Consider the following 19,757-nt stretch of genomic DNA (forward strand, 5'->3'; position numbering starts at 1 on the left):
GTGCCTCATTTCTCGGGCAGCTGCGGCGCGGGCAGATCGCGGATCTTGATCTCCTGCTCATCGCGGCCCGGGCGCAGCCAGGCCAGCCCGCGCTTGCCCTTCTTCGGCGTGGCCGTGCCCATCTGCGAGACGCCCTGGCGCGCCTTCTTCATGCCCTCGTTGAGCACCGCGTGCAGGTCCTTGGCATAGGGCAGACGGTAGGCGCGTGGCAGGGCCACCGGCTTGCCGCCCTCGATCGCGTTGACCCACAGGTAGAGCGCACCGGCGGTCTTGGCATTCGGCTCCTCGACGACGACGGCCAGCAGCGAGAACCGCTCGGGCAGCGCGTCCTCGGTCGGCCAGCCGCTGAGCTCGTGGACCGTGTGATCGGCATAGAAATGGAAGACGACCACGCCGACGCACAGCGCCAGCTTCAGCCAGCTCGGCCAGTGGCTGTAGAGCAGGGCCAGCAGGGCCAGCCCGGCCAGTACCGCGAGACAGATCGTCAGGGCGAGGGACATCGCTTCACATCCTCTGCACCAGCGGCCGCGGCAGCGTGGTGATGTCGGTGACGCTGCCGTCGGGCAGCAGGGAAAAGCGCACCAGCGTCGCCTCGTCGCCCTTGCGGGCCAGCGTGGCGCTGCCGTAGTAGACGACCTCGGCGCGCGGATTGACCTTGACCACCGAGACGGTGACCTCCACCGGCTGGCCGTCCTTGCTCTCGTAGTAGTGCGCGTTGAACGTGTATTCCCCGGTGGCCATGCCGCGCAGCGTGATGACTTCCTGGTTGAGGGGATTCACGATCGCCTTGCCGTTGACCACGAGGGTGTCGTTGGCCAGCCCGCGGTCATCGCGGTCCAGGTGCATCAGCCCGGCCTCGCGGGCACGGAACCACACCAGGTTGCCCCCCGGATCCTGGCCCCAGGCGTCGATGTCGTCCGGGTTGTTGTCGGGCCAGCTCAATGTGACGATGTACTCGGCCTTGGCCGGGATGTCGCCCGCCTTCAGCGCCTTCGGGTTCATCGCCAGCAGCGCGACGATGAAGCAGAAGACGAAGGCGATCAGCATGTTGAACAACATGTCGTAGAACGGATCGACCTCGGCCTCCGCGCCGTGGCGTCTGCGGCGGGCCATCGCTCAGCGTTCCGTGGCCGGGCGGGGAACTGCCGCCGCAGGCGGCAGGGCCAGGCCGGCGCGCTGGATGTCGGCCGACAGCGCGTCGGCCCAGCGGTCCAGCCGCGTCAGCTGCAGGCCCAGCAGGATGTTGCCCACCAGGCCCACCATCGTCGTCAGCAGCGCGATGCCCAGGCCCGAGGTCAGGCTGCGCAGCAGGTCCTGGCTCTGCGAGGCGTCGAAGCTCTGCACCTGGCCGATCTGCAGTGCCAGCACCGAAAAGCCGATCACCTTGCCCAGCAGGCCCAGCTTGAGCTGGATGCCGTTGACCCACCAGGCGGTGGCGTGCGGGCCGTGGGTGTGCTCGGCCAGCAGCTCGGCCGGGGCGTCGGCGTCGCGCGCTCCGTCGCGCAGTGCCTGCAGGTACTCGCCGGCCCAGCCCGCGCGGCCGCCGGCCACCGCCTGCGCCAGCAGCGCGCGCTGGCGCTGCAGCTCGCGGGCGCGGCCGCCGCACCAGGCGGTGGCGCCGGCGAACACCAGGATGATGACCAGCGTCAGCCCGGTCGGATCGCTGCCCAGCAGCAGGGCCCAGACCCCGCGCGTGCCCAGCACCCAGGCACCGAACAGCAGCAGGCCGCCGAGGGCCAGCCATTCCAGCCACAGCGGCTCCACCGGTTCGCGGCGGCGGTCGGCCGCACCCCGGTGCGTGGCTTCGCCGCCCGTCGATGGCGCGGACAGGCGCGCACCGCGGCCCCGCGTCAGGGCCGTCCAGATCGCGTGCATGGTCACCTCAGGATCCGCGCTTGGTCAGCTGACCGAAGCCGCGCTGCGGGTCGTAGCCCCAGGCCGCCAGCGCGAAGCACAGCGCCAGCGTGCCCAGCACGATCCACGGGCTGACGCCGGGATCCTTGCCGTACATCGCGAAGCGCAGCCACTCGACGGCATGGGTGAAGGGGTTGAAGCGGGCGATCTGCCAGACCCAGGTCGCGCCCGCCTCCTCCAGCTTCCACAGCGGGTAGAGCGCGGTGGACATGAAGTACATCGGGAAGATGACGAAGTTCATCGTCCCGGCGAAGTTCTCCAGCTGCTTGACGTGCACGCTCAGCAGCAGGCCGAGCGCGCCCAGCATCAGGGCGCCGCAGACGGCCGCCAGCAGCAGCGCCGGCGTCTGCGGGCCCAGCAGCGGCAGCTCGGTGCCGATCAGCCGCGCGACGATGACGAAGGCCAGCGCCTGGGCCAGGCTCAGCACGGCGGTGGCCGCCAGCTTGGCGAACAGGATCCACCACCGCGGCAGCGGCGCGGTCAGCAGCAGGCGCATCAGCCCCATCTCGCGGTCATAGACCATGGCCAGGCTGGACTGCATGCCGTTGAACAGCAGCACCATGCCGATCAGCCCGGGCGCGATGTAGACCTCGTAGGGGATGTAGGTGTCGTAGGGCTCGACGATGGCCACGCCGAAGACGTTGCGGAAGCCGGCGGCGAACACCGCCAGCCACAGCAGCGGCCGCACCAGCGCGCTGACCAGGCGGCCGTACTGGCGGCCGAACTTCATCAGCTCGCGCGCCACGATCGCGCGCAGGGCCTGCAGCGCGTGCGGCAGGCCGTGGCGTGCGCCGCCGGCCTCCGGCGTCGGTCGAGGATCGGGCGTGCCGCTCATGGCCGGGCCTTGCAGAGCTTCTCGGGCGCGTCGGCGCCGAGCGTGTCCAGCACGTTCTTCGGGTGCAGCAGGCCGTCGATCGGTGCGGTGCCGATCACGGCCTGGCCATCGGTCAGCAGCAGCGGCTGGCGCAGCTGGCCGTCCCAGGGCCGGAAGCTCATCGCCACGCCCTTGCTGCCGTCGACCTCGACCGCGGCCAGCGCCTTCTGCGTGGCCGCCAGCGGGCCCTTGGGCGCGGCCACCGCGGCGGCCACCAGCGCCTTGCCGGCCAGCCAGGCCGTCCAGTCGTGCGATTCCATGCGCCGGCCCACGGCCTTGGTCAGGCGGCGCGAGACCTGCGGCGCACCATAACGGTCGTACTTGCCGGACCAGGCCAGCGCCACCAGACCGGCATCACCGACCACCGGCCGCGGCAGCGCGGTCCGGTAGGGCAGCATCTGCGCGAACTCGCCGTCGGTGTCGACGATCCAGATCGCGTCGTAGGCGCCGACCGACGCGGCCGTCAGCAGCAGCGGGTTGGCCAGGTCACGCTCGCGCGGATCGGCCGAGAGCTTGAAGGGCTTGCTGGCCACCGTCTTCAGGCCATAGCGCTTGAGGCTGGCCTGCACGATGGCGCCGCGCGTGGCGTCGGCCGGTGTCGGGCCGGTCAGCAGCAGCACGTTGCGCCAGTTGCGGGTGGTCAGCCATTGGGCGACGGCGTCGGCGCGCATGCGCTCGCCCGGGCCGACATGGAACAGGTGCGGCCGGCAGCCGGTGCCCCGCAAGGCCTCGTCGGCGGTGTCGACGTTGAGCACCGGCAGCTTGACGGCGTCGACCGCGGCCGACAGCCAGGGCGCGGGCAGGTCGGCCAGCAGGGCCAGCGCCCCGGCCTTCTCGGCCTTGGCGGCGGCGGCGCGGGCGGCGGCGGCGTCGGCCACCTCCACCGTCTCCAGCGTCAGGCTGGCGCCGGCCGTGTCCAGCTCCAGCCGGCCTTCCTTCAGCGCCACGGCCACCGCATCGGCCACCGGGCCGGTGGCCTGGCCCAGCACGCCGCGCTCCAGGCGGTCGCGTTCCAGCCGCGGGTCATCGGCCGGCACCAGCAGCACGGCCTTGAAGCTGGCGGCTGCGGCCGGGAGCGCACCGGCCAGGCCCGCGGCCGCCGCCAGGGCGAGGCCGGCGGCGGCCAGCGGACGCCTCAATTGGCCCGTCAGGTGGCCCTCCAGGTGGCCGGTCAGGTGACGGGTCTGGCCCGCGCTCGTCCCCATGCCCGCTGTGCTCACTCGACGATGGCCACGCTGTGCGGCACGCGGCCGACCTTGACGGTCTTCAGCGCCTTGGCGCCGTCGATGTCGACGATCGACAGGTCATCGCTCATGCCATTGGCCACCAGCAGCGTCTTCTCGGCCTTGTCGAGACCCAGACCCCAGGCCCGCTTGCCGACCAGCACCGTGTGCGTGACCTTGCGGCTGGCCACGTCGACGAAGGCCACGTGGTTGGCCTTGCCGAGCGCGACGAAGGCCCGCTTGCCGTCGGCCGTCATCGTGATGCCCACCGGCGTGATGTCGGTCGCGCGTGCGCCCTTGATCTCGAAGCGGATGGTGTCGGCGACGGCCTGCGACTTCGTGTCGATCACGCTGACCGAGGCGTCGAGCTCGTTGGTGACGAACAGCGTGGCGCCGTCGGGCGTGATGGCGAAGCGGCGCGGCCGCTTGCCGGCCTTGATGTTCTTGGCCACCTTGCCCGAGGCCACGTCGACCACGTGCACCATGTTGGCCGCTTCGGACGTGACATAGAGCGTCTTGCCATCGGGCGACAGCAGCACGCCCTCGGGCTCCTCGCCGACCTTGATCGCCTTCGTCCGCTTGCCGCTGGCCATGTCGACGATGCCGACCTCGCCGTCCTCCTCGTTGCTGACGTAGAGCGTCTTGCCGTCGGCGCTGACGTCGAAGATCTCCGGGTCCTCGCCCAGGCCGATCTTGCGCAGGCTCTTGCGCGTGGCGGTGTCGATGAGGTCGGCCTGGCCCGAGTCACCGCAGGCCACCAGCAGCTGCTTGCCGCCATCGAGCAGCTTCATGTGGCGCGGCCGCTTGCAGGTCTTGACCGTGCCGGTGACGGCCTGGGTCTTCAGGTCCAGCACCGTCAGCGCATGGTCCTTCTCGCTGGAGATGAAGGCGGTCTGGGCGCTGGCCACGGTGCCGAGCGTGAGCATCAGTCCGGCGGTCAGGGCGGCGCGCAGCACGAGCGGTGGGCGAAGGGTCGCGTTCATGTCGGGTGGGTCTCCTGTCGGCTTGTCGGGGGGAAAGGGATTCCGGTCGTCGTCGGGCGCCGGCTCAGCGGGCCGTGGCGCGGATGAAGGCTTCCTCCAGCGTGCCGCCGCCGAGGGCCTGCGCGACCTGCGCCGGCCGGCCGTCGGCCAGCAGGCGGCCGCGGTGCAGCACGATCACGCGGTCGGCGGCCTCGGCCTCCTCGACCAGATGGGTGGCCCACAGCACGCTGCTGGAGCGGCTCGCCACATCGGCGCGGATCGTGGCCAGCAGCTCGCGCCGGCTCTGCGGATCGAGGCCGACGGTGGGCTCGTCCATCAGCACCAGGGCCGGCTGGTGCAGCAGCGCGCGGGCCAGCTCGACCTTGCGGCGGTTGCCGCCGGACAGCTCGCGCACCGTGCGGCCGCGTTCGGCCTGCAGGCCGACGGCGCTCAGGCCGGTGGTGATGCGGGTGGCGGCCAGCGCCGCCGGCAGGCCGTGCAGGTCGCAGTGGAAGCGCAGGTTGCGCTCGATGCTCAGGTCCAGGTCCAGCGACATCTGCTGGAACACCACGCCGATGCGCCGCAGGGCGGCCACCGGCTGGCGGCGCAGGGACAGCGCGTCGACCTGGACGTCACCGGCATCGGCCGCGAACAGCCCCGTCAGCACCTGGAACAGCGTGGACTTGCCGGCGCCGTTGGGCCCGAGCAGGGCGGTCATCTCGCCGGCCTGCAGCTGCAGGCTCAGGCCGTCGAGCGCGGTGCGGCTGCCGTAGCGCTTGGTCAGGCCCTCGATGCGCAGACGCGCGGTGCCTTCCCCGGCAGGTGAGGGGGCCGTGCGGCCCTGGGCGTGGGCCTCTGCGTGGGCATCGGTGACGGGATCCGTCGGGGGCGCGAGGTTCATGGGTGTGGGTTTGTACCGGCTCGTGCACTGGCGGGCCACCTGCGGAATGCCCGGGCGCGACCGGGAAGATTTCCCGGATCCCGGGCCGCCTTCACAGCGCGATCTCCATGCCGTCGTAGGCCAGCGCGATGCCTCCGCGCACCCAGTGCGCCATGGTGTCGCTGTCGGGCGTGGCCACGCCGCTGCCCGGGCCGTCGAAGACCACCTTGTGGCGCGCCGGCAACGCGCTGAGCAGGCCCAGCCAGTCGCGCGTGGCGCGGCGGCTGCGGCCGGGCTCCTCGCCCGGGCCGTCGAGCAGCAGGCAGTCGGCCTCGCGCATCCAGGCCAGCTCGACCTCGCCGAGCTGGGCCAGACCGGGCGCGGTGAACAGGCGCTGGCCGGTGTTCAGGTCGCGCACGGCCAGTGCGATCGCGTCGCCGACCCGCGGGTGCTCGGTGTGGGCCAGGTGGGGCGGCACCGGCGTCTCGACGGCCAGCGCGGTGAACTCCAGCTCCGGCAGGCCCTCGACGCGGAAACTGGCGGCCAGGCGGTCGCCGGCCACCGGCACCACGTGCCAGTGCACGCCGCAGTAGTGCTGCAGCACCGGCAGCACCGGCAGCGCCGAGGTCAGCTCCTCGAACACCGAGGGCGTGGCGTAGAGGTCGATCGGCGCGCCGTCGCGCAGGCTCAGCAGGCCGCCGACATGGTCGACCTGGGCATCGGTCAGCACCACGGCGCGCATGCGGGCGTCGGGTAGGCCGCTCAGACGCTCCAGGCGCGGGTCGCTGTCGAGCTGGTGGGCGACGGCCGGCGAGACGTTGACCAGCACCCACTGGCCCTGGTCGTTGCCGATGGCCAGGGCGCCGCGCTCGCGCGTGCTGGGCACCGGTGGCTGGCGGCCGGTGCCGCCGGCGCGGCCATCCTGCTCGTGCCGCGGCCCCTGCCGGCTGCGGCGCGGCGCCCCTCCGCGCAGGATCACCACCCGCATCGCGCGCCTCCGCTGGACCGCGGCGGCGGTCGTCTGGCCATCGGACGGCGGATCACTGACGGGCGTGGCGCGCGGGCCGGACGCTGGCGCAGTGGCAGACTGGGAAGCATGATGTGCAAGCCTTGAGGATCGAGCGGATGTCGCGGGCTTGCGCCGCGCCGTGGGCATCGGACGGGACCGCGCCGCGACGCCGGCGGCCCGGGGTGGCGCGGACGTCGGTGTCCACCCTCCTGGCTGTCTCGTCGTCGCTGCGGCCTCTGGCGGGTCGCTGGCGTCGGCCCTCCCGGCCTCTCCGGCCTCAGGCTGCAAGAGACGTGCCTTGGGTCGCGGCCGGTGGTCGGCAGGGCCCGCGGCGGGGTGTCGGACGTCCGGCGACCGTGCGGCGATCGGGATGTCTGCCCGAGGGCTCCGGACTGTCCCGGGGGGTGTGTGCCGGTGTGTGGCGTATTTGTGGCATGGTGGAACAGTGTTTTCCCGGATCTGAGCGGTGGCTGGCGCGGCTGCTCCGTGGGGCAGCGGTGGCGGCGATCGGCATGCTCCTCGCCCTGCCGTCGCGCGCGGAGCCGGCCTGTCCCGGGCCCGCGGTGCCGCTGCGGCCGCTGGCCCCGGGGCTGTGGGCGGTCGATGTGCGCGGGTCCGCGCTGTCGTCCGCGCTGTCCGGGACACCGGGCGGCCCGGGCGTGCCCGTTGCCCCCGCTGCGGTGGACGAGGGGCCCGGCGGCGCGGCGGGCGAGGGCGTGCGGCTGCTGGTCGCGCGCGACGGGCCTGGGCTGTGGGCGCTGGGCAGCGGGCCCTGGCCGGCCTGGGGCCGGGCGCTGGCCTGCCAGTTGCCGCGGCGCCTGGGCCTGCCCCTGCGGGGCGTGATCAGCCCGCTGGCGCGGCCCGAGCAGGTGCTGGGGGCGGTCGGGCTGCCGGCCGGTGTCGTCCACATCGCGCACGAGGACGTGGCCGCGGCGATGGCCCGCCAGTGCCCGCGCTGCATCGCCCGCTGGCGCGAGCAACTGGCCGCCATCGGCGCGCCGGCCGCCGAATGGCTGCCGCCGACGCTGCAGGCGGCGGTGCCGACGCTGCGGCTGACCGGTGGGTCCGGGCGCATCGGGCCCTGGCGCTGGTGGCGGCTGCCCGTCGGCCCGGCCCGGACGCTGACGCTGTGGCGCTGGGTGCACGGCCCCTGGTGGCACGCGCCCGGCCTGCTGGCGGCCGAGGGCCAGCCGCCCGACGGCAGCGACAGCCCGCTCGATGGGCTGCGCGAGGCCTCCGCCCGCGCGCTGGCCCTGTCGGCCACCGATGGCGATGCCGCGCGCTGGACGGGCGGCGTGCCGGCCCGGCCGCGCCCGCGTGCGGCCCTGCAGGCCCAGCGCGACTACTGGGACGGTCTGGCGCAGGCGCTCGACCAGGCGCTGGCCGAGGGCCGGCCGGAGGCGGCGCCACCGCCGTCCTGGCCCGGTCTGCCGGCCGACTGGGCGGCCCGGCCCCGCCACGCGCTGAACTGGCAGCGCGCCTGGCGCGAGCGGGAAGGCCTCTGGCTGGATCCGCTGGAGGCGGCCGACGCGCCGCCGGCGCGCTGAGGACGTGGCGGGCGGTGGCAGGCGCCCGGCCTGCTCAGCCGGCCGTGCTCAACCCGCCGGCCGCTGGTTCCAGCGCAGCTTGCGGTAGATCGTGTTGCGGCTGATGCCCAGGCGCTTGGAGGCCTCGGAGATGTTGCCGCCGCAGGCGTCGAGCGCCTGGCGGATGGCCTCGATCTCCAGCTCCTCGAGTGAGCGGTTGGGCGGCGGTGGCGGCACCGGGCGCGGTGGCTCGGCGGGCAGGCGCGCCGGGGGCTGGCCCGACAGGTGCTGGGCCATGTCGCCGAAGGCATTGCCGACCGGTGCGCCCGCCGCTGGCCAGCCGGTCGGCGGCAGCCCCTGGGCGCCGCCCGGGCCCGCCGGCAGCACCGGCGGCCAGGCGCCGGCGCGCTCGGCCGGGCGGTCGCCCGCGCGGTCGTACAGCGGCGCGCCCATCGCGGACGCCTCCGCCAACGGCTCCTGGGCCCGCCGCGCGGCGGCCTGCCGCGCCTCGTCGAGGAAGTCGTCCGACAGGTGCTCGCGGGTGATCACCAGCTCATGGGCCGCCATCACCGCCGCCGTGCGCAGCACGTTGAACAGCTGGCGCACATTGCCCGGCCAGTGGTAGCGCTGGAACAGCTGCATCACGTCGGGCGAGACCTGCAGCATGCGGCCGTCGCTGCGCGTCTCGCCGAGCTGGCGCTCGAGGATGCGCTGCACCAGCGCGGCCAGATCGCTGCGCTCGCGCAGCGGCGGCAGGCGCACGGCCAGGCCGTTCAGGCGGTAGAACAGGTCCTCGCGGAAGGCCTTCTCGTCGATCATCTGCCGCAGGTTGCGGTGCGTGGCGCAGATGATCGAGACGTCGACCGCCACGCTCTTGCTGCTGCCCAGCGGCGTCACCTGGCGCTCCTGCAGCACGCGCAGCAGGTGGGCCTGCAGGCCGATCGGCATGTCGCCGATCTCGTCGAGGAAGAGGGTGCCGCCGTTGGCCTGCACGATCTTGCCGACCTGGCCCTTGCGGCGGGCGCCGGTGAAGGCGCCGTCCTCGTAGCCGAAGAGCTCGGCCTCGATCAGCGACTCCGGAATGGAGGCGCAGTTGACCGCGACGAAGGGCTGCTTGGCGCGGGCCGAGTCGACATGGATCGCACGCGCCAGCAGCTCCTTGCCGGTGCCGGTCTCGCCCAGCACCAGGATCGGGATGTCGCGGTCGAGCACGCGGCGGATCTTGTCGACCACGCTGGCCACCTGGGTGTCCCCTGTGCGCAGCTGGGCCAGACCGCCATGGGCGGCTCCCGGTGCGCCGCCGGCGGGGGCCGGGCGTGGGGAGAGACCGCCGGACTCCGCGGCGGTGCCCGGCTCGGTGCGCTGCGTGTTGCCCGAGACGGCCTCGGCCAGGCTGGTCCACACCGGCCAGTTGAAGCGCGCGTGCAGGTGGAAGCTGCGCCCCGCGCCCGAGGCCTGCAGCTGCACCGGCATCGGCGTGGCCAGCGGGCTGCGGAAGCGGTCGACCAGCGCGCCCACGGTGGTGCCGAACAGCGTGGTCAGCGTGTGCATGCGCAGGGCGGCGCCGCTCAGGCCGAGCTGCTCCAGCGCGCCACGGTTGGCGCCCACCAGCTTGCCATCGGCGCTGACGGCCAGGATGCCCTCCATCAGCGTGCCGATGAACTCGACCCGGCTGTGGAAGTGCAGCCGCATCACGTTGCGGTAGTCGTCCGTCAGCCAGTGGTTCTCGATCATGCGCGCCGACATCTTCACCAGCGCCATCGTGTGCTGGTGGTAGCTGCGCTGGTCGCCGGAGACGTCGAGCACGCCGAGGATGTTGCCGCGCGGATCGAGGATGGGCGCCGCCGAGCAGGTCAGGAAATGGTTGGCGTGCAGGTAGTGCTCGTCGGCATGGACGAGGGTCGGGATCTCCTCGACCAGCGCGGTGCCGATGGCGTTCGTGCCCTTGGTCGACTCGCTCCAGTTGACGCCCGGCTGCAGCGCGACCTTGCTGGCGCGGCTGAGGAAGTCGTCGTCGCCGATCGAGTGGATGATGGTGCCGGTGGCGTCCGTCAGCAGCACCATGCTCTGCGTGTTGACGATCTGCTCGTAGAGCATCTCCATCACCGGCGCGGCATGGTCATGCAGGCGGGCGTTGCGTTCGCGGACGACACCCAGTTCGTTGCGCGCCAGCGGTGCGAGGTCCGGTCGCTCGATGCGTGAGACACCGAGCGCGGCGCAGCGTTCGTGCGATTGGTCGATGGCCTCGGAATGCTCGTTGCTGAGGTTCAGGCCGGCCGCGATCGGACGGGCCACCTCTTCGCCCGCCCGACGGATGCCGATGGCACCGAAGCCGGGATGGAATGGACTTCTCATGTTGTCTGCCTCCTGGCGCTCAGTGCCGGTCCGCGGTCCGTCCGTCGGACAAGGGCGCTCCGGCCTGGCTGCCGGCGCCTGCTGTCGCAAGACGCGGGCCTGTACCAATTGTCCCACGCTGACACAGGCGTCCCGTCGCGGAAGCGGATCCTAGGGGCCAGCCCTGAGCCGCGTCCATCGGGTCGGCCCCCAGCGTGTGTCAGGACGCGCGCTGCCGACCCCCCGCGTGCGGTCCTTCACTCCTCGGACACGCCCCGATCTGACGCAGCGCAAGGCCGGTGTGACACCATCCGTGGCACGCCTGTTGCAGTCGGGCCCGGCAGTTTCTCGTCAACCCAGAAGCATGGAGACCGACCGATGTCCAAGCCCGCCCCCGCCCCCACCCGTTCCTTCCTGTCCTTCGTCCAGCGCGCCGTGCTGGGCACCGTGCTGGCCTCCGCGGCCGGCCTGGCCGCCGCACACGGCGACGTGACGCCGCAGGCCGTCGACACCTCCGAGCTGCAGCAGCTCGGCGAGGCGTGGCGCGAGACCAATCCCTACCGCGGTGACGAGAAGGCGATCAAGATCGGTTCGTCGGCCTACAACCAGAACTGCGCGCGCTGCCACGGCCTGGAGGCCGTCTCGGGCGGCATCGCCCCGGACCTGCGCCGCCTGGACAACGACTGCTCCAACGTCAAGCAACCGGTCCGCCGCGCGGCCTGTGTCAAGGACGTGGACGACTACTATCTGACCAGCGTGCGCCGCGGCAAGGTGCGCAACGGCGCGGTCTACATGCCGCCGTTCGAGGGCGTGCTCAGCCAGGAAGCCTTCTGGTCCATCAAGGCCTACCTGGAAACCCGCCGCGAGAAGCCGCTGAACTGATCCACCCGGAGGGCGCACGGTCCGCAGGAACGGGCCGGCGCCACCACGGGGGAGGCTGACACGGAGACACGAGATGAATGAACGTCCGACCCGTCCAGGGTCGTCGCAGCGGCCGGCCGACACGTTCGACCGGCGGACCTGCCTGACCGGCCTGGCCGGTGCTCTGGCCGCCGCCCTCGGCGCGGCCCCGTCCGCGGCCCGGGCCCAGGATGAGAAGACGGCGCTGCAGAAGGTGCGCGACCGCGGTCGTCTGATCGTCGGCGTCTACCACGAGATGCCGCCGTTCCATGTGGCCGGCCGCGGCATCGACGTCGGTCTGGCCGAGGCGCTGGCCAAGGGCCTGGGCGTGCAGCTGAGCCTGCTGCCGTTCAACGCCGGCGAGAACATGGCCGACGATCTGCGCAACATGGTCTGGCGCGGCCACTACCTGGGCTACGGTCCGGCCGACGTGCTGCTGCACGTGCCGGTCGACCGGCCGTTGATGGTCGACAACCCGCAGGTCCAGATCTTCGGCCCGTACTACCGCGAGCGGGTGATGATCGCCCGCGACCTGCAGCGCGCGCCGAAGATGGATGCGCTCGATGACCTGGCCGGCCAGCGCATCGCCGTGCCCGGCCAGAGCCTGGCCGGCTGGCTGCTGATCGGCACCGAGGGTGGCCGCTACCGCGAGCAGCTGCAGACCCAGTTCAAGGACGGCGCCGAAGCCGCCCAGGCCCTGCTGCGCGGCGAGGTGGCGGTGGCCGCCGGCCATGCCAGCGAGCTGGAGACGGTGCTGTCGGGCCAGCGTGAGCGCTACGCGATCGAGCCCTTGCCGCTGCCGCGCATGCGCGACGGCTGGCCGATCGGCATGGCGGTGCGCAAGCAGGCCACCGATCTGGCCCAGGGGCTGCAGGCCCAGTTGAACACGCTGGCCGGCAACGGCGAGCTGGCCCGCCTGTTCGCCCAGGCCAACGTGGGCTGGCGCCAGCCCTGAAACGGGAACGGCCACCGCGGGGCGGTGGCCGTCGGGATGGCGCGGCGGGCGCCTCGGTTGTCGTGCGCTGTCGCGCCGGTGTGTCAGCCGCAGGCGTGGAGCGCGTCCGCGCCGATCTGGCCGCCGAGCAGCTTGAGCAGCAGGTCCCGGCGCATCGGCTGCCAGCCGTCGGCGCGGGCGATCGTCCACCAGCTGCCGGGTGACTGGCTCTCGCGCAGGGCCTGGCGCAGGCCGGCGCCGGGCAGCAGCAGTTCGTGCACGCCGACCCAGCCCTCGGTGCCGCGGCCCTCGCAACGGGCGCAACCGGGGGCCTCCCACTGCAGCAGCTGGCCGTCGCGGCCGTGCTCGGCCCGCCAGCGGCGCAGCTGGGTCTCGGCCCCGGCTTCGCCCCGGGTCGCGTCCTCGGACCACAGACGCAGCAGTGCCTGCTCCCATTCCGGCCCGGCCGGGCGGGCCTGGCGGCAGGCCGGACAGCAGCGCGGCAGCAGCCGGGTCGACCACAGGCCGCGCAGGCCTTCGGCCAGCGCCCAGCCCGGGGCGCCGGCCGACTGCAGGCGGGCCAGCGCGTCCAGTGCGTCGGCCGCCCCCAGCGTGCCCAGCACCCGTGTCGGTGTGGCGCGGGCCAGGTCCAGCGCGGCCAGCAGATCGGCCGGTGCGTCCAGGCCCTCGATGGCGACGACGTCGGCATCGGCGTGGGCCAGGGCCTTGAGCGCGGATTCGGCGCTCCAGCCCTGCTGCGGCCGCAGGCGCACCTGGCGCAGGCCCGCGCGTTCGGCCGTGGGCTCCTGGTCCTCGGCCAGCCCCTGCCACAGCCGGCGCTGCGGTGACGCCAGCTCGGCCAGCATGGCCCGCACGCCGGTGCGCCGGCCGCTGCCGGCCGTGCCCACGCGCAGCAGCAGGCCGCCCGGGCGGCCGAGGGCCTGGCGCAGATCGTCCTGCATCGCCGGGCTCAGGCCCAGTGCGGCCAGACCACTGCGCGGCGCCGTGGCCGGCAGACGCAGCACGCCGTCGCGGCCGCCATCGGCCCGGCGCAGCGTCTGCAGCCGGGCATCCCCCCGTTGGCCGGGCAGGCAGCGCGCCAGCGCGATACGGCCATGCGTGGCCGGCGTGGCGGGGCGCGGTTCGTCGACCCCGGCCAGCTGGTGCAACCGGCGCATCAACGGTGCGGCGGCCGCGGCCGGCAGGCTGTGCCACGGGCGCAGTGCGCCAGCCTGACGCAGCTGCAGGGCCACGCCCTGGGTGTCGCAATGGATGTGCAGGTCCTCGGCCTGGGCGTCGAGCGCCGCGGCGATCAGGCGATCGGCCAGCAGGTCCTCGTCGTCCGGATCGAGCGTGGCCAGCGCCGGGCGGCCGTCGTCCGTCGGAGCCGGCGTGCCGGTGTCGTCCGCCTGGGCGGTCGCGAGGGCGGTTCCCGGTCCGGCCGTGAGGACCGGGCCCGACAGGCGACCGCCGGCCGCGCGGTCGTCGGGCAGTCGGGCCAGGGCCTCGTCGAGCGCGTCGCCGTCGCAGGCCACGGCGCGCACCGGCGCCTGGGCCAGTTGTTCCAGCCGGTCGACGACGATGCGCGCCGATGGATCGTCGAGCGCCATCACCAGCGCGTCACCGTGCCAGCACAGCGGCAGCGCCCGGTGCTGGCGGCATTGCGCCGTCGGCAGCGCCCGCAGCGCGTCGTCCTGCGGCGTCAGCGTGTGGAGGTCGACCGGCACATAGCCGAGCTTGCAGGTCAGCGCCGTGCGCAGCATGGTGCGGTCGATCATGCCGCCGCGCAGCAGCAGTTCGCCCAGCGCCAGGCCGGGGCCGCGGGCCTGGGCCTGCAAGGCGTCGCCGAGCTGGGCCTCGCTGAGTGCGCCGAGCGCCATCAGCGCCTCGCCCAGGCGCATCGCCGGCGCGCTCGGGGCGTCCAGCCGGGCGTGCAGCGTGGCGAGGTCCTGGACGGCCGGCGGCGGATCGGCCGGAACGACGGCCGTGCGCAGCGCGGCGGAGCGCGGCCCGGCGGCCCGTTCCGGATCGGCGGCGGGAGGCGTCAGGGGGGGCGAGGGCGGAACCGCGACCGGGGCCGGAACGGTGACCGCCACGGGCAGCGGCGTCGCGGTGGACGAGGTCTCGGTGCCCAGGTCGCCCAGATCGGTCAGCGACAGCTGCAGGTCGGTGTCCAGGCGGGGCAGGCGGGAGGTCGAGGCGGGAGCGGCAGCCGTGGCCGCCGCGATCGAGGACGCCACGGACGAGCGGTCCGCCGCGATCGGCGCGTCCGCTCGCCGGTCGGCCGTGTGCGTGTGTGCGTGCGTGTGTGCGGTGTGCGCGTGGCGGGCGTCGGGCCGTTCGTCCAGCGGCATCGGCAGCGTCGCGTCATGGGGCGGCTCGTGCAGGGCGGCGGGCTCGGTCGGGGCCAGATCGAGCAGGCTGTGCCGGGCGTCGAGCCGGGGCGTCCGCGGGGCCGGCGGCGCGGCGTGCGACGGGCCGAGATCGAAGCTCATCGGCAGCGTCGGGGCCTCGGCCAGCAGGCTGTCGATCGCGGTTCTGGCGGTGGTCGGGGCGGGCTGTGCGTGGGCCTGCGCCTGCGCGGCGACGCCGGCCGAGCGGGGGGGCGACGGGCGGGGCAAGGTGGGGCTCGGTGTGGGGCGCGATGCGCCGGCCGCCGCCGGGCCGCGCGGGGGGCCGCTCGGGGAGGGCGAGACCGGCATCAGCGCGGCGGGCAGCGTATCGGCCGGCAGCACATCGGTCAGGGTCGGCTCGCGACCGCTGGGCTGACCATGGGGCCGAGCGTGGGGCTGGCCGCTGGGCTGACCGCTGGATCGACCGCCGGGCTGGCCGTCGGCCGTGTCGGCGGCGGCAGCGTCGCCGGCCGTGCCGGTCGCGTGCGGGAGGAGGGGGGCGGCTGACGCCGTCCCCGTGGCCCGGCCGGCCTGTTCATGGCGCTCTGCGGCCTCGGCCCGTTCGACCCATGCGGCCAGCGGGGCGACCACCGTGCGCCGTGCCGCCGGTGCGGTCGGCGTGGTCGGTGCGAGGGCGGCGTCCTCGGGCATGCCGTGGTCGATGTCCGGCGCGGCCTGGCCGTCACGGCGGTCTTCACCGCTGTCCACGTCCTGTGCCGGGTGGGTGCCCAGCGCGCCGTGGGCCGCCTCACGCTCGGCCTTGGCCTCAGCCTCAGCCTCGGCACCGTCGCCCGTGGCGGTCTCCGTGGCAGTCCCCGTCGCCGTCTCCGTCGCGCCGTCGGCCCGGTCGCCCGTGAGCCCGGCATCGGTCGCCGCTTCCGGCGGTGGCATGAGCATCAGCGCCGCCGGCAGCGTGTCGGCCGCGTCGGCTGTGGGGGCTGGCGGGGCCGACATCACCTGCAGGCCGGGATGGAAGCTGCATTGCAGCTGGGCCGACGTGTCCACCGGCTGGTAGACGAAGACGCCGCCGCCCAGCGTCAGCGGGCTCAGCGCCTCGCACTGCAGCTGGGCGCCGCGGGCATTGCCCAGCGTCAGGGGGCGGGTCGGCGGGCGTGGGGCGGCCGGATCTTGGGGCTGCAGGCGCTCGCCGAGCGTCAGGCTGCGCAGCTGGTCGAAGCGCAGCGTCACCACCTGCGGGCCGCGGTTGCTGCGCAGCAGCGCGACCTGGCTGCCCAGGTCGAGCGCCGTCAGCTGTCCGCCGTAACGGCGGCCGATGCGGCTCTCGACGATGCAGGGCAGGCCGCCGTCGCGCGGGGCCCAGGCGGGATAGCCGCCTTCCAGCGGTGCAGGCCAGAGCGCGCCGTCGGCGGCGCCGCTGGGGGCGCCGGACAGGGCTCCGGCGATCGGGTTCAGGAGATGGGACAGATCGCTCACGGCACGGACCTCGCGGCATCAGGGCCCGCGGGCGTCCGACCGACCCGCAGGGCGGTCCGGTGGCGGCCACGGGTCGGGGCATGCCGGCGGCCAGGCCGGCGTCGTCCGGATGCTAGAGGGCCGGCCGTCCGCCGCAGCCGCGGAACAAGGCGGTGCTCGCCCGCCTGTTCCGCGTGACATCCGTCGCGCGGTGAGGGGGCCGTGGACGGTCGAGCGCCTGGTGCCCGTGCGCTGCGTCACACCCGGTGCCGCTCACGCCGGGGCAGGGCAGCGGCGATACTGCGCGCCCCGATCCTTCGGGACGGTGGTTCTGGCGCGCGGGCGGATGCCCGCCCCGCCGAACCCCCGCTCACCGACGCCCTGAGCCTGCCGGAGCCCTCCGATGACCGCTGATCCGACCCGCCGCCCCGCCGATGTCCGCTCCGTGCCGGAGCACGCACCGCCCGCCGCCGGGCGTTGGCAGGAGCGGGTGGCCCTGGCCGTCGGTGCGGCGCTGGCCCTCGGCCTGGGCGCGGCGCCCGCCGCGGCCCACGAGGCCGAGGCCGGCCCCGGGCAGGAGAAGTGCTACGGCATCGCCAAGGCCGGCGAGAACCACTGCGCGAGCCTGAGTGGCCGCCACGACTGCGCCGGGCAGTCGACGATCGACCGCTCGCCCGACGAGTGGCAGATGGTGCCCAAGGGCCGCTGCAAGGCGCTTGGCGGCCTGGACGCGGCCCAGGCCCGTGCCGCGCTCAAGCGCGCCAGCCGCGGCTGACGCGGCCGTCCCTCAGGCCTTGTCCTTGGCCGAGGTGAAGGCGTCGGCGTGGAACTGCTCGGCCGGCAGGCCGCAGCGGGCCACGAAGTCGCGCTGGGCGCTGTCGACCATCACCGGCGCGCCGCAGGCATAGACCTGGTGGCCCGACAGATCCGGCAGATCGGCCATCACCGCCTCGTGGACCAGACCGGTGCGGCCGCTCCAGCCGTCCTCGGCGCGCGGCTCGGACAGCACCGGCACGTAGCGCAGCCAGGGCAGCTCGGCGGCGGCCTGTTCGGCCCAGGCGTGCAGGTAGAGGTCGGCGGCGCTGCGGCAGCCCCAGTACAGCACCGTCGGGCGCACGTGATCCAGACCGCGCAGCTGCTCGATCAGCGCCTTGATCGGCGCGAAGCCGGTGCCCGAGGCCAGCAGCACGATCGGGCGCTGGCGGTCGGCCTCCTCGTCGCGCAGGTAGAAGCTGCCGAACGGGCCTTCCAGGCGCAGGATGTCCTTTTCCTTGAGCTTGCCGAAGACCTGGTCGGTGAACAGGCCGCCGGGCATGTGGCGGATGTGCAGCTCGATGGCCGCCGGCGTGCCGAGGTGGGCCGGGGCGACCGCCATCGAGTAGCTGCGCCGCGCGTTGCCCGGCAGCAGCACGTCGACGTACTGGCCGGCATGGAACTGGAAGTTCTGCGTCGCCGGCAGCTGCAGGCGCACGATCGCCACGTCGGGCGCCGGCTTGTCCAGCGACAGCACGCGCACCGGCATCTTCAGCACCGGGAACTGGCCCTCGGCGGCGACGTTGCGCGCCTCCAGCACGCAATCGGTCTGCGGCGCGGCGCAGCAGGTCAGCACCAGGCCGGCGGCCTCCTCGGCCGCGCTCAGCGCCTTTTCCTGGTGGGCGCCGTGGACCACGCGGCCCTCGACCAGGCGCGTCTTGCAGGAGCCGCAGGCGCCGTCGCGGCAGCCGTAGGGCAGGCCGATGCCGGCGCGGATGGCGGCGTTCAGCAGGGTCTCGTCGCGGCCTGCGGTGTACTGGCGGCCGGAGGGTTGCAGCGTGATGGTCAGGCTCATGACGGGGCTCGGAAACGGGGGAACGCGAAGGTGCCGGATCCCGCTGGCGGGTGCGGCCGGCCGTCCCGCGCGACGCGCGCGGATCGGCCGTGGCGCCGCGCGGGCGAACCCGCGATTGTGCCCGGCCGCGGACGGGGTACGGGCATGGCGCGGACAGGGCACGGGCCGTCGGCGGGCCGGCGGCAGACAGACGGCAGGCAAGGGCAGGCAAGGACGGGCAGGGGCGGGCAAGCGCGGCGCGGGCCGACAATCGCCCGACCATGCCGCGTTCCGCCTCCCGTGCCTTCCGTCCCGGCTCCGCGCCGGCCTCGCCCACGGCCCTGCCCAGCGCCTGGTGCGGTCCGCGTCGGCGCACGCTGCTGCTGGTGGGCTGCGGCGATGTCGGTTCGCGGGTGCTGCGCGAGCTGGGGCTGGGCCGCCTGCCCGGTACGGTGCCCCGGGGCGCCGCAGTGCCGTCGGCACCGGTTGAGGCGGCCGTGCCGGCCGCCGCGGCAGGCCGTCCTGGCCATCCTGGCAGGCCGGATACCCCGGATCCGGTCGACGCTCCCACCGCCACCGCCACCGCCACCGCCACCGCCACCGCCACCGCCACCGCCACCGCCACCGCCGCCGCCGCAGTCCGTGCCCTCGCATCGGCCCCTCCGGCGCCGCATGCCCGCCGTCCGTCCCCCTGGCGCGTGATCGCGCTGACCTCCAGCGCCGGTCGTCAGGCCGAGCTGCGCGGCCTCGGCGTGCTGCCGGTGGTCGGTGATCTGGACCGGCCGCGGACCCTGGCGCGCTGGCGTGCGCTGGCGGCGCTCGGCGACGCGTTGCTGCATCTGGCGCCGCCGCCGGCCAGCGGTGCGTGCGACACCCGCAGCCGCCATCTGCGCGCGACGCTGGCGATGGCGCCCCGCCTGCGTCGCGTCGTCTACGGCAGCACGACCGGCGTCTATGGCGATGCCGGTGGCGCCTGGGTCGACGAGACGCGGCCGGTCGCTCCGGCCACCGACCGCGCGCGGCGCCGCGTCGATGCCGAGGCCTGCTGGCGCGAGGCCGCGCGCCGCCGCGCCCGCATGGCAGGCCAGGCCGGACATGCCAGCCACCCTGCCGCGCCGCCCTGGACCGTGCTGCTGCTGCGCATCCCCGGCATCTACGCGGCCGACCGCGCCGGCGGCCATCCGAGTGAACGGCTGCGCCGCGGCACGCCGGTGCTGCGGCCCGAGGACGACGTCCACACCAACCACATCCACGCCGACGACCTGGCCCGCGCCTGCGTCGCCGCGCTGTGGCGTGGCGGCCCGCAGCGCGTGGTCCACGTCAGCGACGACACCGAGTTGACGATGGGCGCCTATTTCCGCCTCGCGGCCGAGCTGTGCGACCTGCCTGCACCGCCGCAGATCAGCCGTGCCGAGGCCGCGCGCAGCCTGGGGCCGATGCAGTTGAGCTTCATGGGCGAATCGCGCCGGCTGCGCAACCGGCGCCTGAAGGCCGAGCTGCGGCTGCGGCTGCGCCATCCGACGGTGCACACCGGCCTGCTCGACGGCTGGCCGGCGGCGGATCCGGCCGCCGGCCCGGCCTGAGGCGG

15 protein-coding genes and 1 pseudogene are annotated in these 19,757 nt (G+C 74.4%); 5 read left to right on the top strand and 11 right to left on the bottom strand.

The annotated features are described in order from the left end of the window. Nucleotides 1-5 precede the first annotated feature (5 nt). The 8 genes from AACH11_RS04875 to AACH11_RS04910 form a co-directional block, all read right to left on the bottom strand. Nucleotides 6-500, bottom strand: a complete 495-nt coding sequence (locus AACH11_RS04875; RefSeq protein ID WP_341373079.1) for a hypothetical protein — start codon at nucleotides 498-500, stop codon at nucleotides 6-8. 4 nt (nucleotides 501-504) lie between these two features. Beyond that, nucleotides 505-1,113 (bottom strand): hypothetical protein, encoded by a 609-nt coding sequence (locus AACH11_RS04880; protein WP_341373080.1) that lies wholly within the window; start codon nucleotides 1,111-1,113, stop codon nucleotides 505-507. A 3-nt stretch (nucleotides 1,114-1,116) separates the two neighbouring features. After that, nucleotides 1,117-1,875 (bottom strand): hypothetical protein, encoded by a 759-nt coding sequence (locus AACH11_RS04885; protein ID WP_341373081.1) that lies wholly within the window; start codon nucleotides 1,873-1,875, stop codon nucleotides 1,117-1,119. A gap of 7 nt (nucleotides 1,876-1,882) precedes the next feature. After that, nucleotides 1,883-2,749: an ABC transporter permease gene (locus AACH11_RS04890; RefSeq protein WP_341373082.1), complete on the bottom strand. Its 867-nt coding sequence runs from the start codon at nucleotides 2,747-2,749 to the stop codon at nucleotides 1,883-1,885. Further along, the gene (locus AACH11_RS04895) at nucleotides 2,746-3,993 is read right to left on the bottom strand and encodes a type 1 periplasmic-binding domain-containing protein (RefSeq protein WP_341373083.1); all 1,248 of its coding nucleotides are present in this window, start codon (nucleotides 3,991-3,993) and stop codon (nucleotides 2,746-2,748) included. The genes AACH11_RS04890 and AACH11_RS04895 overlap by 4 nt, the downstream gene beginning before the upstream one ends. An 11-nt stretch (nucleotides 3,994-4,004) precedes the next feature. Further along, the gene (locus AACH11_RS04900) at nucleotides 4,005-4,994 is read right to left on the bottom strand and encodes a PQQ-dependent catabolism-associated beta-propeller protein (protein ID WP_341373084.1); all 990 of its coding nucleotides are present in this window, start codon (nucleotides 4,992-4,994) and stop codon (nucleotides 4,005-4,007) included. Nucleotides 4,995-5,058: 64 nt separating this feature from the next. Continuing rightward, nucleotides 5,059-5,874 carry an ABC transporter ATP-binding protein gene (locus AACH11_RS04905; protein WP_341373085.1) on the bottom strand — a complete coding sequence of 272 codons (816 nt, stop codon included), beginning with the start codon at nucleotides 5,872-5,874 and terminating at the stop codon, nucleotides 5,059-5,061. 91 nt (nucleotides 5,875-5,965) lie between these two features. Further along, complete coding sequence (locus AACH11_RS04910) at nucleotides 5,966-6,841, bottom strand: MBL fold metallo-hydrolase (RefSeq protein ID WP_341373086.1); 876 nt, start codon at nucleotides 6,839-6,841, stop codon at nucleotides 5,966-5,968. A gap of 533 nt (nucleotides 6,842-7,374) precedes the next feature. Here AACH11_RS04910 and AACH11_RS04915 point away from each other — a divergent pair. Then, complete coding sequence (locus AACH11_RS04915) at nucleotides 7,375-8,409, top strand: hypothetical protein (protein WP_341373087.1); 1,035 nt, start codon at nucleotides 7,375-7,377, stop codon at nucleotides 8,407-8,409. A 48-nt stretch (nucleotides 8,410-8,457) separates the two neighbouring features. Here AACH11_RS04915 and AACH11_RS04920 read toward each other — a convergent pair whose 3' ends face one another. Then, complete coding sequence (locus tag AACH11_RS04920; RefSeq protein WP_341373088.1) at nucleotides 8,458-10,743, bottom strand: sigma-54-dependent Fis family transcriptional regulator; 2,286 nt, start codon at nucleotides 10,741-10,743, stop codon at nucleotides 8,458-8,460. 357 nt (nucleotides 10,744-11,100) lie between these two features. Here AACH11_RS04920 and pedF point away from each other — a divergent pair, with 357 nt between their 5' ends. Then, nucleotides 11,101-11,604, top strand: coding sequence for a cytochrome c-550 PedF (gene pedF / locus AACH11_RS04925; protein ID WP_341373089.1), 504 nt, complete (start codon nucleotides 11,101-11,103; stop codon nucleotides 11,602-11,604). A gap of 73 nt (nucleotides 11,605-11,677) precedes the next feature. Then, complete coding sequence (locus tag AACH11_RS04930) at nucleotides 11,678-12,577, top strand: substrate-binding periplasmic protein (protein WP_341373090.1); 900 nt, start codon at nucleotides 11,678-11,680, stop codon at nucleotides 12,575-12,577. An 83-nt stretch (nucleotides 12,578-12,660) separates the two neighbouring features. On the opposite strand, the gene AACH11_RS04935 is transcribed toward AACH11_RS04930, so the two are convergent. Next, entirely contained in the window at nucleotides 12,661-16,383 is a 3,723-nt protein-coding gene (locus AACH11_RS04935; RefSeq protein ID WP_341373091.1) for an ATPase, T2SS/T4P/T4SS family, read from the bottom strand. 382 nt (nucleotides 16,384-16,765) lie between these two features. On the opposite strand from AACH11_RS04935, the gene AACH11_RS04940 reads away from it, so the two are divergent. After that, nucleotides 16,766-17,137 (top strand): BufA1 family periplasmic bufferin-type metallophore, encoded by a 372-nt coding sequence (locus AACH11_RS04940; protein WP_341373092.1) that lies wholly within the window; start codon nucleotides 16,766-16,768, stop codon nucleotides 17,135-17,137. A gap of 12 nt (nucleotides 17,138-17,149) precedes the next feature. Here AACH11_RS04940 and AACH11_RS04945 read toward each other — a convergent pair whose 3' ends face one another. Next, entirely contained in the window at nucleotides 17,150-18,190 is a 1,041-nt protein-coding gene (locus AACH11_RS04945; RefSeq protein WP_341373093.1) for a CDP-6-deoxy-delta-3,4-glucoseen reductase, read from the bottom strand. 671 nt (nucleotides 18,191-18,861) lie between these two features. Between AACH11_RS04945 and AACH11_RS04950 the strand changes: the two are divergent. Continuing rightward, nucleotides 18,862-19,752: pseudogene (locus AACH11_RS04950) on the top strand (Rossmann-fold NAD(P)-binding domain-containing protein); the annotation flags it as partial. Between the last annotated feature and the right edge of the window lie 5 nt (nucleotides 19,753-19,757).

Source organism: Pseudaquabacterium rugosum, assembly GCF_038066575.1.
GTDB lineage: Bacteria > Pseudomonadota > Gammaproteobacteria > Burkholderiales > Burkholderiaceae_C > Pseudaquabacterium > Pseudaquabacterium rugosum.

Coding starts and splice junctions, on each gene's coding strand:
- AACH11_RS04880 (WP_341373080.1), bottom strand. CDS start 1,113: ATGGCCCGCCGCAGACGCCACGGCGCGGAGGCCGAGGTCGATCCGTTC.
- AACH11_RS04875 (WP_341373079.1), bottom strand. CDS start 500: ATGTCCCTCGCCCTGACGATCTGTCTCGCGGTACTGGCCGGGCTGGCC.
- AACH11_RS04895 (WP_341373083.1), bottom strand. CDS start 3,993: ATGGGGACGAGCGCGGGCCAGACCCGTCACCTGACCGGCCACCTGGAG.
- AACH11_RS04910 (WP_341373086.1), bottom strand. CDS start 6,841: ATGCGGGTGGTGATCCTGCGCGGAGGGGCGCCGCGCCGCAGCCGGCAG.
- AACH11_RS04920 (WP_341373088.1), bottom strand. CDS start 10,743: ATGAGAAGTCCATTCCATCCCGGCTTCGGTGCCATCGGCATCCGTCGG.
- AACH11_RS04890 (WP_341373082.1), bottom strand. CDS start 2,749: ATGAGCGGCACGCCCGATCCTCGACCGACGCCGGAGGCCGGCGGCGCA.
- AACH11_RS04905 (WP_341373085.1), bottom strand. CDS start 5,874: ATGAACCTCGCGCCCCCGACGGATCCCGTCACCGATGCCCACGCAGAG.
- AACH11_RS04900 (WP_341373084.1), bottom strand. CDS start 4,994: ATGAACGCGACCCTTCGCCCACCGCTCGTGCTGCGCGCCGCCCTGACC.
- AACH11_RS04885 (WP_341373081.1), bottom strand. CDS start 1,875: ATGCACGCGATCTGGACGGCCCTGACGCGGGGCCGCGGTGCGCGCCTG.
- AACH11_RS04940 (WP_341373092.1), top strand. CDS start 16,766: ATGACCGCTGATCCGACCCGCCGCCCCGCCGATGTCCGCTCCGTGCCG.
- pedF (WP_341373089.1), top strand. CDS start 11,101: ATGTCCAAGCCCGCCCCCGCCCCCACCCGTTCCTTCCTGTCCTTCGTC.
- AACH11_RS04945 (WP_341373093.1), bottom strand. CDS start 18,190: ATGAGCCTGACCATCACGCTGCAACCCTCCGGCCGCCAGTACACCGCA.
- AACH11_RS04915 (WP_341373087.1), top strand. CDS start 7,375: ATGCTCCTCGCCCTGCCGTCGCGCGCGGAGCCGGCCTGTCCCGGGCCC.
- AACH11_RS04930 (WP_341373090.1), top strand. CDS start 11,678: ATGAATGAACGTCCGACCCGTCCAGGGTCGTCGCAGCGGCCGGCCGAC.